This window comes from Sulfurovum sp. AR, assembly GCF_000296775.1.
In the GTDB taxonomy this organism is placed as follows: Bacteria; Campylobacterota; Campylobacteria; order Campylobacterales; family Sulfurovaceae; genus Sulfurovum; species Sulfurovum xiamenensis.
Window position 1 is genome coordinate 127,871 of record NZ_AJLE01000006.1, and the last position, 12,286, is coordinate 140,156.

Genomic DNA, 12,286 nt, shown 5'->3' on the forward strand with positions numbered 1-12,286 from the left:
TCGCTTAAAATATTCATTAATTAATATCAAAATATTTTGAGTGTATTGAATTTATGATAAAATAAAAAATAAAGGAGTATACGTTGAATGATATAGTGATAGCCTTAGCCAAAGCTGCTATTTCAGCGGCACTGAATCAACCTGCAGATTTTGATCTGGAAGATGCTTTAAAAACCTATCCGGCTCTTAAAGAAAAAGGTGCTGCTTTTGTTACCCTTAACACAAAAACCCATGGACAACTACGCGGATGCATAGGTTCACTGCAGGCCCATCGTCCACTCTATGAAGACATCATACATAATGCACAGGCTGCTGCTCTGTATGATCCCCGGTTTTTACCGCTTAGTACAGAAGAATTGGATCAGATCAAACTGGAAGTCTCTATTCTTTCAGAGCCACACATAGTACAATATAGTGATATAGAGGACTTAAAAAATAAAGTCATTCCTTTTCAGGATGGTGTCGTACTGAAACTAGATGGTAGACAAGCGACGTATTTACCTCAGGTTTGGGAACAGTTACCGCACTTTGATGATTTCTTCTCCAGCTTATGCCTTAAAGCAAACCTTGGCCATGACTGTCTCTCACATCATCCTGAGATCTCTACCTATAGAGTCAAAGTCTATCAGGAAGAATAATCAGTCTATTCAGTCGCTACAAATTCAACCTCTAATTCATAGGCCCTGTTTCCCTTATGCGGACCAAATCCTATCGTTTGCAACTGCTCCAAATAAGCCATAAGGCCACTGTTAAAAGCTTCATTCCCAGATGCAGTGATCACTTTGTATTCAAATCTGCCATTAGGCTCTACTTTGAGCCATACTTTTGCCTTCTCACCTGCATATTCGCTTTGTGCCGGCCACCCTTTGAGTTTCTCCTCTATCTTAGCCAAATAGGCATTCTCGATACCAACATCACTCTTTTTTTGTATCTTTAATGAATCAGAAACCAAATCACTTGCACTAGGTTTCTTTGCAACTTTAGTCATATCAGGTTTTTTAGGCTTTACAGGTGCTGGCTTAACCGGTTTAGGCTTTTCAATTTTCTTTTTAGACGTAATATTTGCAAACAGGTCTTTTGGTTTGTTTAACTTTTTGGGCCTGGTTGTATTAACATCTTTTTTCTTTTTAACAACCTTTGCTTTTTTAACCACTTTTTCTTTAATCACCTTTTTCTCAACCACTTTCTTCTTCACAGCTTCTTTAGGTTTTGGTTTTGGCTTAGGCTTAGGTTTCACTACTTTCTTAGGTACCTGTTTGATCTCTTTTTTTACCTGGGTTTTGGGATCACTCATTGAGACACGTATACGATCTTCATTTTTCTTCACAAAATGCACCGGTTTTTTTTCTTCACGTGTATTGAAATAAAATAGTATCAAAGCGATGACACCTATATAGATGCCAACAGCCAACAATCCTGAAATAAGTGTAGATGACTTTTTGATCATAATGTTATCAGAGAAACCTTCTCGAAACCTGCTGCTTTCACGCTTTTAAGAAGATACATAATATTTTTATATTTCAAACTCTCATCTGCACGTATATAGACTTCAGAGTTTTTATCATACTTGATTGCCTGATTCACAAAATCATCTGCAAAAGTATCTAAAGCGTAGGTATCTTTACCAAGATAGATCTTTTGATCTTTATCCATACGGATCGTAAGTGTTTTTGGTTTTTCGACTTTAACAGTTTTAGAGCCATGAGGCAGTGTAATCTGTTCTTGAAAAGTAATCGTAGGAGCCGTGACCATAAGTATAGCCATCAATACAAGCATCACATCAACAAGCGGTGTAATGTTCAAGTCTGGATCATCATCCCAACTAAACATGACTACTCCTCGTTAACCTGAGAGAGGATCACTTCTGATTGAGAAGAGAGCAGTGAACTTAACTCATAAGCCTTGCGTTTCAGTATCAAATGAAACGAATACGCAAATATCGCTACGGCAATACCAGCTGCAGTCGCTATAAGTGCTTCAGATATCGCTGGTGCTACGACACTCAAAGATGCACTTGATTGTGCTCCTAGTTTTGTAAAGGTTTCAAGTATCCCTACCACCGTACCGAAAAGACCGATAAATGGCGAAGTAGAAGCGATAATTGAGAGCCAAGTAAGTCCCTTGGTAGAGACACGTATAGCATCAGACGATGCAGCTTGGAGTATCGCTTTATTGGGTACATTCACACGAGACAGATAAGTAAAAATAAGTGAGTTACTGGCCACTGATTTTGACTGACCTGTGTAAAGTGCCTTCAGTGATTTTGCTTCAGATGCGATACGTGCATTCAAGATATAAAATCTATCCAAAAATACCCAAAATGTAGCAATAAAATATCCTGAGAGTAAAAGCAGTACAAATATAGTAATTGCACTGCTTTCAAAGAAATAAGTAGCGAGAGAGTTCAAGTTATAAAGACTTTCCGATGTGTTCTACTTTGCTTACCGCAGCTGCGATAGCTGTACTAGAAGATTCAGCACTCTTAAGTAACTCTTTTGCTGCTTCAAGTGCTTGAGCAAGATCACTATCCGCACCAGAAAGCGCTACTGCACCATCTACGATACAAGTTGTCTTCTCTTCATCGACTTTTACATACCCAGAGTTAATAGCAACAGCTACTTCACTCCCGTCTGCTTTATCGATCACAATGACACCTGTATCAAGTAATGATACCAAAGTAGCGTGATGGGCTAAAACACCGAATTCACCCTCTGACCCTGGCAATGTTACCTGTTTTACTTCAGCGTCAAAAATCACACCGTTCGGTGTGACTATTTCTAGCTTCATAAGTTCCATAATTATCCTTTATAAGACAAGAACTAAGATTACTTAGCGTTAATCTTATCGTTTTTAGCAATAGCTTCAGCCATATTTCCTACCATGTAGAACGCAGCTTCATTCATATCGTCATATTTACCTTCGATAAGACCTTTAAATCCTTCCAGTGTATCTTCAAGTGTAACATAAACACCCGGAGAACCTGTAAATACTTCAGCAACGTGGAATGGCTGAGAAAGGTATTTTTCAATCTTTCTTGCTCTTTCAACAACAAGTTTGTCATCTTCAGAAAGCTCATCCATACCAAGGATCGCAATAATATCTTGAAGATCTTTATATTTTTGAAGGATCTGCTGTACGCCTCTAGCGATATTGTAGTGATCTTCACCAATAATTTGCGGATCAAGCATTCTTGAAGTTGAATCCAATGGATCAACCGCAGGATAGATACCTTTTTCAGCAATCGATCTGTTAAGTACTGTTGTTGCATCCAAGTGAGCAAATACAGAAGCTGGAGCCGGGTCAGTCAAGTCATCCGCTGGTACATATACTGCTTGAACAGAAGTAATTGAACCTTTAGTTGTTGATGTAATTCTCTCTTGAAGTGCACCCATCTCTCTGCTTAATGTCGGCTGGTAACCAACGGCTGAAGGGATACGACCAAGAAGTGCAGACATCTCTGAACCTGATTGCGCAAATCTAAAGATGTTATCGATAAACATCAATACATCAAGACCCATTTCATCTCTGAAGTACTCAGCCATAGTAAGACCAGTAAGTGCGATTCTGTTTCTTGCTCCCGGAGGCTCTGACATTTGACCGTAGCACAGTGCAACTTTGTCAAGTACGTTTGATTCTTTCATTTCGTAGTAAAGGTCATTACCCTCACGTGTTCTTTCACCAACACCGGCAAATACAGAATATCCACTGTGTTTCATTGCAACGTTGTTAATAAGTTCCATAATAATGACGGTTTTACCAACACCTGCACCACCGAAGAGTCCAACTTTACCACCTTTGTTGTAAGGAGCAAGAAGGTCAACAACTTTGATACCTGTCTCAAATACTTCTGTTTTTGTACTTTGCTCTTCAAATGCTGGTGGTGCTCTGTGGATCGACCAGTACTCTTTTGCATTTACATCACCAGCCTCATCGATAGGATCACCGATAACGTTGAAGATACGTCCAAGTACTTCTTCACCTACAGGAACTTTGATAGAGTCACCAGTTGCTTTCACTTCTTGACCTCTAACACATCCTTCACTCATATCCATAGCAATTGTTCTAACTCTGTTATCACCTAGTTGTGCTGCTACTTCTAAAACCAATTTTTGCTCTTTACCATCAACCATGAACGTAGTTTCTAACGCTTCATTGATTTCCGGTAGATAGTCTGTAAAATCCACATCGATAACGGGACCTAAGACTTGTACTATTTTACCTGTCATTACTTCTCCTCTAATTATTTCATTGATTCCATACCACTGATGATCTCGATGAGTTCAGTAGTAATCGCTTCTTGTCTTGCTTTGTTATACTTCACAGTAAGGTCTTTTACCATTTGTTTAGCATTGCTTGTTGCCGCATCCATCGCTTGCATACGTGCAGAGTGTTCTGCAGCCAATGAATCGATAAGTGAGTAATACATTGTATACTCAATATAACGCTTAACCAATGCATCAAGTAGTGTATCGTCATCATCTGGTTCTACTTCCAATTCTGAAGTTGAAACCACATCAAGTTTTAATTTTGACGAATCTACTGGTAAAACCTGATCCTCTCTTACTTCTTGAGTGATCATGTTTACATAACCGTTGTGTACCAAAATGATCTTATCTGTCTCACCATTCACATAAGAGTCAGCCACTTCAGAGATAAACTCTGCAGCTTGGCCAAAGTCTGGTGCAGCAGAAAGTCCTACGATTTCATTGTTTAATTCAAAATTATTGAATTTAAAATAATCGATACCCTTTCTACCTACTGCTCTAAGACGTACTTTCACATTTTGTGCTTTATACTCAGCAACCAACTTGTTTACTCTTTTGATTGTTTGTGAATTAAAACCACCACAAAGACCTTTATCTGCTGTAATAAATACAATGTCTACCATCTTAGGATTTTGTGCATCCTTAAAATAGACATTATCTATACCGTCAGCATTAGACTGCTGCATTTTTTGAGCGATCTCATTCAATAGACCTGTCAATTTATCAGCATAGACTCTAGATCTTTTAGCAAGCTCTTCTGTTCTTTTTAGTTTAGCAGAAGAGACAAGCTTCATAGCGTTAGTGGTTTTTTGTGTGTTTTTTACACTTCCAATCTTACGCTTTATCTCTTTTAAATTAGCCATATTAAGCCTTTCTTATCCAGCGAATGAAGCTTTGAAATCTTCGATAGCTTTACGTAATTCTCCATCTGTATCATCAGAGATCTTCTTTTCACTTCTGATTGCATCAAGAATATTCGCATATTTTGCTTCCATAAATGGCATAAGGTCTGCTTCAAATTTTGTTACAGAAGATGCAGGGATATCATCAAGGTATCCATTTGCACCAGCAAAGATGATCACAACTTGTTTCTCAATTGCAACTGGCTGATAAGGTCCTTGTTTAAGTACCTCTACCATTCTCTGACCACGTTCAAGCTGACCTCTTGTATAGTCATCAAGATCAGATGCAAATTGTGCAAATGCCTGAAGTTCTCTAAATGAAGCAAGATCAAGTCTCAATGTACCAGATACTTGTTTTGTTGCTTTGATCTGCGCAGCACCACCAACTCTTGATACAGAAAGACCTACGTTGATTGCTGGTCTGATACCTGAGTTGAATAGATCAGTTTCTAGGAAGATCTGACCATCAGTAATAGAGATAACATTTGTCGGAATATACGCCGCAACATCACCTGCTTGTGTTTCAATGATAGGGAATGCAGTAATAGAACCAGCCCCTAGTTCATCAGAAAGCTTTGCAGCTCTTTCAAGTAGTCTTGAGTGAAGGTAGAATACATCACCTGGATACGCTTCTCTACCTGGAGGTCTTCTAAGGATCAATGACATCTCTCTATATGCAACAGCGTGCTTAGAAAGGTCATCATAGAAGATCACAGCATGTCTACCATTGTCTCTGAAATATTCAGCCATTGTTACACCAGCATAAGGAGCTAGGAACTGAAGTGCTGAAGAATCAGCTGCACCAGCAGTTACAACGATCGTGTAATCCATTGCACCATGCTCTTCAAGTTTTTTCACTGTAGCAGCTACTGTTGATTGTTTTTGACCAATTGCAACATAAATACATACTACATCTTGACCTTTTTGGTTGATGATCGTGTCAATAGCCAAAGTAGTTTTACCTGTTTGTCTATCACCAATGATAAGCTCTCTTTGTCCTCTACCAACCGGTACTAGTGCATCGATCGCTTTGATACCTGTTTGAAGCGGTTCATGAACTGATTTTCTAGCCATGATCCCTGGTGCTTTTTCTTCGATAAATCTGTGCTCAGTTGCTTCAACTGCACCTTTACCGTCTACAGGCTCACCAAGTGGGTTCACTACTCTACCCATCATACCGTCACCTACTGGTGTTTTAAGAAGGTCTCCTGCTCTTTTAACGCTCATACCTTCTTTGATACCTGCACTTGAACCAAGAACAACAACACCAACGTTTGCTTCTTCAAGGTTTAATACAAGTCCTCTAGCACCATTATCAAACTCTACAACTTCACCGGCCATAACATTGTTAAGACCATATACTGTTGAAATACCGTCTGCGATACCTACTACTTTTCCTACTTCATTGATGTCAACATCAATTTCAAAATTCTCAATTCTTTCTTTGATGATCGAACTTATCTCATCTGCTTGCAATTTAACTGCCACTGATACTCCTTTCTATTAGATAACTACAAAGATTTCTTAATGAAATCAATTAATTGTTCTTTAACTCTCTGCTTAGAGAAGTTTACCTCTATACCCAAATCATCGACTGCAACACGTACCCCGTCAAAGTCACCTTTTTCTTGTGTCAATTTGATCGTTGAACCTGTATACTTTTTAAGTGTTTCTTCAAGATTAGCCAATTCAGCTTCATTCAATGATGATGCACTTTTTAATACACCTTCATACTCATTTGAAACTCTTTGCTGATCCGAATTCAATACTTTTGTAATAGCAGGGATAAGATCAAGTCTTCCGTTTTCACCTAAAATCTTAATAAAGTTCACAAGTGCTACATCACTCTCACCAAGTGCAGATAAGATCATTTCTGTCTTACTTTCACTTGAAATAATCGGAGATGTCAATGTAGACTTGATCTCTCTGCTGTTCACCACTTCACTAAGTACATTAAGTACTTCTAAAACACCTGCGATGTCTTTAGATACTGAAGAAAGTGCTTTTGCATATCTTTTGGCAATTAACTCTTCCATTACGCCACCTTCTTAGAAATAATTTCAACCACTTTAGCTTCATCCAACATGATGTCATCTGCAGTGATATTCTCACTTAAGATCTCATCGATTGTTTCTCTTGCAGCTTTTCTCTCTTCTAGAGACATTTTCTCTTCAAGTTGCTTATCTAAAAGAGCCAACTCATTTTGATTTGCAGTCGCGATCTTTTCTGCTAAGAGAATCGCTTCTGCTTTTGCATCAGCAAGAATTTCTTCTGCTCTCTTTTTACTTTCATCTAAACGATTCTGCGCTTCTTTTTTCTCATCTTTAGCTGCTTGAAGTTTCTTTTCGATCTCATTCAATTGCTCTGCGATACCTTCACTTCTGCCTTTAAAAAAGTTTTTGATCGGATTCGCGATCAAATAGTAAAGCAAAGATGCAAAGATCGTAAAGTTGATCACTCTTGGCCAAAAGTCTGATTCTCTACCAGTTTGAGCAAAGTAACGGCTTGATTCAGCATCACCACTAGCTAAAAGCATAGCAGGTACCATAAACAAAGACAATAGTACTATTTTTTTCATCTTCATCCCTTCCTATAATTTGCTAAATTTAGCTTTTAGGCTCTCTTTGAAAAGAGGCATTTGAGAAAGAAGAGAGTTTTTAAGGTTCTCTTTGTCAGAGTTTAGCTTTTCTACGAATTTGTTATACTCAGTTTCTAGTTCATTTTGTCTGGTCTCAATTCTACTTGCAGCCAATGTTTTTTCATCATCAATTGCTTTCTGTCTGATTCCAGCAGCTTCATTTTTAGCATTGCTGATAATTTCATCTGCCTTTGCATTTAGTTCGTCGCTGTTACCGCTAAGACCTTTTGCAGCTTCTAAATCTTTTGCTATAGAGTGATCTCTGTCATCCATAAATTTCACCAATGGCTGAAATAGCATATTATTTAAAAGAACAAGTAGGGTTAGAAACAAAGCCAATACGAACAACATCAATGGTGGTTGTATGTCAAGCATTAAAACTCCTCATGTAATTTCGCGTTATTCTATCATTATTGACATGAGGATATGATTAAAATCTTTGAGTATTTTAAATATAAAGAGGAATTATAGATTTTGTTTAAATAAAGTGTTTATCTTCTACCCATTCTTGGCTTGTAACTGTGCTAAAAACTTTTCAACCTCTTTGTCATTCTCAAAACTGATTTCAATACTTTTTGCTTTGAGCTTATATTTAAAAGGTAGAGTCTCAGATAACACATCAGCATACTTATCCAATAACTTCACAGTTGCTGGTTTGGATATAGGCACAGAACCACTCTCTTTGTGATTCTTGACCATATTTTCTGTATCACGTACACTCAGTTTCTGGCCGATGACACTGTCTATCACAATTTTTTGTTTCTTTTCATCAAGTCCGACCAGGACCTTTGCATGACCTTGTGATATCTTTCCCTCAACAAGCTGCTCCTGGGCATAAGAAGAGAGGCTTAGAAGACGCATGGTATTGGTGATCTGTGAACGGCTTTTGTGTACAATAGATGAGAGGTCATCATGTGTGATATTATGTACTTCTATCAATTCTGCATAAGAGTTTGCCAGTTCTATTGCATTGAGGTTCTCTCTTTGTATATTTTCGATCAGCGCAAGTTCACGCAGTCTTATTTCATCGATATCCACATTGGCAATAATGGCTTTTATCGTGTTAAGTTTTGCAAGCTTGTGTGCTCTAAGACGACGCTCACCGGCGATAAGAAGATACCCATCCCCTTTTTCTATCACAACGATAGGCTGAAGCAGTCCATGCTCTACAATAGAGTGACTTAACTCTTTGAGGGCTTGTTCATCAAAATGTTTACGCGGCTGAAAAGGGTTTGCTGCAATACTTTCAACAGCGATCTCTTCTACCCTAGCACCTTGAGACTCAAGCTCAAAACTGTCAATATCACTTAAGTCTCTTTCATACGCCTCTTCTACTTCAGAAAGGATCTCTCCTAGTCCTCTGCCTAATGCCATACCTAACCTCTTGCGATGACGGTTGCAAGATCTCTATAGGCTACAGAACCTTTTGAACTTGCAGCATATGAAGTCACTGGTTTGCCAAAACTCGGACTCTCTGCGATCTTGACATTTCGTGGTACAACGATACACCCTTTCCCTTTTTTTACATGGAAAAGTTTGTCTTTAAAATGATGGCTCAAATCAGCCAGCACCTGTTTAGAAAGATTATTCTGACCAGAGTACATTGTAGGCAAGAAACCTTTGATCTTGAGTTTCGGGTTGATCGTCTTTTTCAAAAGCCCTACCGTATTGAGTAGCTGTGCCAATCCTTCCAATGCAAAAAACTCACACTGGATCGGTATGATCACTGAATCAGATGCACTCAACGCATTAATGGTAATAGGTCCTAATGCCGGAGGTGAATCTATAATAATAAAATCAAATTTAGAAGCAACCTCTTGAAGTTTTCCTTTCAGGAATAATTCTCTGTTTTTTGCCTTAGGATTATAAAACTCTTTTTCTATACCGACCAACCCAATGTTAGAAGGCACAAGTTTAAGGTTTTTAACGTCAGTTTTAAGGATCACTTCTGAAAGTTTTTTACTTCCAATCAGTACATGATAGATATTATATTCATAATCCCCTCTGCTAAAACCTAAACTTGTTGTTGCATTGGACTGTGGATCAATATCAAGAAGAAGGACCTTCTTCCCTTTTTCAGCCAAAGAGGCTGCCAGATTGACTGCTGTTGTTGTTTTTCCTACGCCACCCTTTTGGTTGGCTATACTAATTATCTCACTCATCGTAAACTAAACACCCTCTTCCCCTCTATCATTAAAGAGCCATCTGCACATAAAGTCGCATCTGACAAGCTCTTTTTATCGTTTTCAATATGCACTGAAAACTTTCTGCTTAGTTCAAATTCTATCTCATACTCTCTAAAAACTTCCTTCCATTTTGGAAATTTTTCGAGTGCCAAAAGGTACTTTTCCAGTAGAAATTGAGCTGAAATATCGCATTCTAAGGCTCTGTAGCCATTTTGAGAATCTTTTAAATTTATTCCCATTCCACATACTAACGTATTTTTGAATTTTTTTGTAATTGTACCGCCTATTTTTTCATCATTTAAATAGAAATCATTAGGCCATTTTAACCAGATATTTTCATCATGTGCCTCAAGTGTTTGTTTCATGATAAAAGAGAAATAAATAGAAGCAGATTCAAGCGGTAGATCTTTAGGCAGATCCTCCAAGTTCACGGCGATGGAGGCAAAAAAGTTTCCTTCTCCTCCTGACCAAGAGTTATCACGGCTTCCTATACCGGAATACTGTTGATTGGCGATCACGGCCAAAGGGGCTTGCACGCTTTGCTTCTTTAATTGTTCCAAAAGATAGGTTTGTGTAGAAGCAAGCGTATCAAATGATACTATCTCCAACTTTTAGCCCCCTTCCTACACAATATGCTTTGGCTGACATTGCCTTTTTTGATGCAGGCTGGATCGTTTCGATCTGCAAAGATCCCTTCAGGCAACCGACTACTACACTTTCATCTATAAAAGAGAGAATCTCAAATGCCTTGTTATGTGATCCTGTATCTGCCAGAGATAGTCCGTCAAATTTTGTACCATTCGCAGCAAAAATACCCGGCCAACCTTCAAATGCGCGGTATTTATTATAGATGACACTTGCATCTGAGAAATCTACTTCGCCATCACTTTTTTTGATCTTTTTACAGAGTGTTGCTTCGGTTTCATCTTGTACTTGAGGTGTGATATTCTCAAAATTTCTAATAGTGCTAAGTGTCAGTCTGCAGGCATCAGAGGTTAATTGTGCCATGAGTGCATGAAGACGCATATCTTCGGGGATAACAAACTCAATCTTTTCAAGCATGGGACCCGTATCCAGTCCTTCCTCCATCAGCATGGAAGTGACACCCGTTTTGGTGTCACCGTGAAGCAGAGATTGCTGTACAGGAGAAGCACCTCTATACTGAGGTAAAAGTGAAGCATGCAAATTAATACAAGGGGCAATATCCAATATACTTTTAGGCAGTATCTGTCCAAATGCCGCCACCACAATAAAATCAGGTTTCAACGCTTTGATCGTATCTTCAATACCCTCATCACTTAAGCGATGAGGCTGAAGGACATCAATACCATGCTTTAATGCCAACTCTTTCACAGGAGGTGCTGTCAACACTTTCTTACGTCCCACAGGACGGTCTGGTTGTGTGAGTACTAGAGAGACCTCCATATCTTCAGCTTCTATCAGTGTCTTGAGTATCTCTTTTGCATAGTGGGGTGTTCCCATGTAAACTATTTTGTATTTCATTCCATTCTTCTTTTTATAACTTCACGTGTTTAGGCTTTAAAAAGTGTTCCACCCTTATGCTCACCGTCTACAAGAAATGCTTTCACATCACCCAGATCAAATCCACTTGCCAAAAACATCTCTCTGCCCTGTTTCATTAAAAAATCTGCAGATTGTAGTTTCGTCACAATTCCACCTGTTGCAAATTCATTATTGGGCGTATGTTCAGCGTTGAGTTCATCCTCTGCTAGTCTATTGACTACTACTCTTCGTTTGGCATCGTCATATTTATTTGGATCTTTATCATAAAAAGCATCGATATCTGAGAGTATGACAAGAAGTGAGGCATCAAAGTAGTGTGCCACATGTGCAGAGAGTCTGTCATTGTCTCCAAAAACCAATTCTTCGATACTGACGGTATCATTTTCATTGATGATAGGTACCACATTATTTTTTAACAATGTATCTATTGCATTTTTCGCATGTGCGATGTGTTCAGGTTCGCCAAACACATCTGCACTCAAAAGTACTTGAGAACAGAGTAAATTAAACCTGGCAAACTTCTCCTGATACATTTTGAGAAGGAGTGGCTGGCCTATCGCAGCCAGTGCCTGTTTGTTTGCGACTTGACTTCGATCAAGTGGTAATTGAGTATAACCTGCAGATACTGCACCTGAACTCACCAAGATCACATCATAGTGATGTGTTTTCAGTTCGGCTATTAATTGTACCAGTGCCAGCATACGTGGTTTAGCAATGGCACCATTTTCTGTTAAAACATGGGAACCCACTTTAATGACTATTCTTTTCATT

Annotated in this window: 16 protein-coding genes; 1 reads left to right on the forward strand and 15 read right to left on the reverse strand. The window is 38.6% G+C overall.

Going from position 1 to position 12,286, the window contains the following annotated elements; genetic code table 11:
- Positions 1 to 83: 83 nt before the first annotated feature.
- Positions 84 to 638: an AmmeMemoRadiSam system protein A gene (amrA, locus tag SULAR_RS05675; protein WP_008243918.1), complete on the forward strand. Its 555-nt coding sequence runs from the start codon at positions 84 to 86 to the stop codon at positions 636 to 638.
- Positions 639 to 643: 5 nt separating this feature from the next.
- Here the strand turns inward: amrA and SULAR_RS05680 are convergent, their stop codons facing one another.
- The 15 genes from SULAR_RS05680 to proB all read right to left on the reverse strand — a co-directional run bounded on the left by SULAR_RS05680 (position 644) and on the right by proB (position 12,285).
- The gene (locus SULAR_RS05680) at positions 644 to 1,447 is read right to left on the reverse strand and encodes a TonB C-terminal domain-containing protein (protein ID WP_008243919.1); all 804 of its coding nucleotides are present in this window, start codon (positions 1,445 to 1,447) and stop codon (positions 644 to 646) included.
- Complete coding sequence (locus tag SULAR_RS05685) at positions 1,444 to 1,830, reverse strand: biopolymer transporter ExbD (protein ID WP_008243920.1); 387 nt, start codon at positions 1,828 to 1,830, stop codon at positions 1,444 to 1,446. Before SULAR_RS05685 ends, SULAR_RS05680 begins: the two co-directional genes overlap by 4 nt.
- Before the next feature lie 2 nt (positions 1,831 to 1,832).
- Positions 1,833 to 2,408, reverse strand: coding sequence for a MotA/TolQ/ExbB proton channel family protein (locus SULAR_RS05690; protein WP_008243921.1), 576 nt, complete (start codon positions 2,406 to 2,408; stop codon positions 1,833 to 1,835).
- Between the two features lies 1 nt (position 2,409).
- Positions 2,410 to 2,796: an ATP synthase F1 subunit epsilon gene (atpC, locus tag SULAR_RS05695; protein ID WP_008243922.1), complete on the reverse strand. Its 387-nt coding sequence runs from the start codon at positions 2,794 to 2,796 to the stop codon at positions 2,410 to 2,412.
- 29 nt (positions 2,797 to 2,825) lie between these two features.
- Complete coding sequence (atpD, locus tag SULAR_RS05700; RefSeq protein WP_008243923.1) at positions 2,826 to 4,226, reverse strand: F0F1 ATP synthase subunit beta; 1,401 nt, start codon at positions 4,224 to 4,226, stop codon at positions 2,826 to 2,828.
- A gap of 14 nt (positions 4,227 to 4,240) precedes the next feature.
- A complete protein-coding gene (gene atpG / locus SULAR_RS05705) occupies positions 4,241 to 5,128 on the reverse strand; it encodes an ATP synthase F1 subunit gamma (protein WP_008243924.1) in 888 nt (295 codons plus the stop codon).
- A gap of 12 nt (positions 5,129 to 5,140) precedes the next feature.
- Positions 5,141 to 6,655 carry a F0F1 ATP synthase subunit alpha gene (gene atpA, locus SULAR_RS05710; protein WP_008243925.1) on the reverse strand — a complete coding sequence of 505 codons (1,515 nt, stop codon included), beginning with the start codon at positions 6,653 to 6,655 and terminating at the stop codon, positions 5,141 to 5,143.
- A gap of 23 nt (positions 6,656 to 6,678) precedes the next feature.
- Positions 6,679 to 7,203, reverse strand: a complete 525-nt coding sequence (locus SULAR_RS05715) for a F0F1 ATP synthase subunit delta (RefSeq protein ID WP_008243926.1) — start codon at positions 7,201 to 7,203, stop codon at positions 6,679 to 6,681.
- Positions 7,203 to 7,745: an ATP synthase subunit B gene (locus SULAR_RS05720; RefSeq protein WP_008243927.1), complete on the reverse strand. Its 543-nt coding sequence runs from the start codon at positions 7,743 to 7,745 to the stop codon at positions 7,203 to 7,205. Before SULAR_RS05720 ends, SULAR_RS05715 begins: the two co-directional genes overlap by 1 nt.
- A 12-nt stretch (positions 7,746 to 7,757) precedes the next feature.
- Positions 7,758 to 8,180, reverse strand: a complete 423-nt coding sequence (locus SULAR_RS05725) for a F0F1 ATP synthase subunit B (RefSeq protein WP_008243928.1) — start codon at positions 8,178 to 8,180, stop codon at positions 7,758 to 7,760.
- Positions 8,181 to 8,303: 123 nt separating this feature from the next.
- Positions 8,304 to 9,179 carry a ParB/RepB/Spo0J family partition protein gene (locus SULAR_RS05730; protein WP_008243929.1) on the reverse strand — a complete coding sequence of 292 codons (876 nt, stop codon included), beginning with the start codon at positions 9,177 to 9,179 and terminating at the stop codon, positions 8,304 to 8,306.
- A gap of 2 nt (positions 9,180 to 9,181) precedes the next feature.
- Positions 9,182 to 9,967, reverse strand: coding sequence for a ParA family protein (locus SULAR_RS05735; protein WP_008243930.1), 786 nt, complete (start codon positions 9,965 to 9,967; stop codon positions 9,182 to 9,184).
- Positions 9,964 to 10,599 carry a biotin--[acetyl-CoA-carboxylase] ligase gene (locus tag SULAR_RS05740; protein ID WP_008243931.1) on the reverse strand — a complete coding sequence of 212 codons (636 nt, stop codon included), beginning with the start codon at positions 10,597 to 10,599 and terminating at the stop codon, positions 9,964 to 9,966. Before SULAR_RS05740 ends, SULAR_RS05735 begins: the two co-directional genes overlap by 4 nt.
- A complete protein-coding gene (gene fmt / locus SULAR_RS05745) occupies positions 10,580 to 11,494 on the reverse strand; it encodes a methionyl-tRNA formyltransferase (RefSeq protein WP_008243932.1) in 915 nt (304 codons plus the stop codon). Before fmt ends, SULAR_RS05740 begins: the two co-directional genes overlap by 20 nt.
- A 29-nt stretch (positions 11,495 to 11,523) precedes the next feature.
- Positions 11,524 to 12,285 carry a glutamate 5-kinase gene (gene proB / locus SULAR_RS05750; protein WP_008243933.1) on the reverse strand — a complete coding sequence of 254 codons (762 nt, stop codon included), beginning with the start codon at positions 12,283 to 12,285 and terminating at the stop codon, positions 11,524 to 11,526.
- Position 12,286 lies beyond the last annotated feature (1 nt).

Coding starts and splice junctions, on each gene's coding strand:
- SULAR_RS05680 (WP_008243919.1), bottom strand. CDS start 1,447: ATGATCAAAAAGTCATCTACACTTATTTCAGGATTGTTGGCTGTTGGC.
- SULAR_RS05685 (WP_008243920.1), bottom strand. CDS start 1,830: ATGTTTAGTTGGGATGATGATCCAGACTTGAACATTACACCGCTTGTT.
- atpC (WP_008243922.1), bottom strand. CDS start 2,796: ATGGAACTTATGAAGCTAGAAATAGTCACACCGAACGGTGTGATTTTT.
- atpD (WP_008243923.1), bottom strand. CDS start 4,226: ATGACAGGTAAAATAGTACAAGTCTTAGGTCCCGTTATCGATGTGGAT.
- atpG (WP_008243924.1), bottom strand. CDS start 5,128: ATGGCTAATTTAAAAGAGATAAAGCGTAAGATTGGAAGTGTAAAAAAC.
- SULAR_RS05715 (WP_008243926.1), bottom strand. CDS start 7,203: ATGGAAGAGTTAATTGCCAAAAGATATGCAAAAGCACTTTCTTCAGTA.
- SULAR_RS05720 (WP_008243927.1), bottom strand. CDS start 7,745: ATGAAAAAAATAGTACTATTGTCTTTGTTTATGGTACCTGCTATGCTT.
- SULAR_RS05725 (WP_008243928.1), bottom strand. CDS start 8,180: ATGCTTGACATACAACCACCATTGATGTTGTTCGTATTGGCTTTGTTT.
- SULAR_RS05730 (WP_008243929.1), bottom strand. CDS start 9,179: ATGGCATTAGGCAGAGGACTAGGAGAGATCCTTTCTGAAGTAGAAGAG.
- SULAR_RS05735 (WP_008243930.1), bottom strand. CDS start 9,967: ATGAGTGAGATAATTAGTATAGCCAACCAAAAGGGTGGCGTAGGAAAA.
- fmt (WP_008243932.1), bottom strand. CDS start 11,494: ATGAAATACAAAATAGTTTACATGGGAACACCCCACTATGCAAAAGAG.
- proB (WP_008243933.1), bottom strand. CDS start 12,285: ATGAAAAGAATAGTCATTAAAGTGGGTTCCCATGTTTTAACAGAAAAT.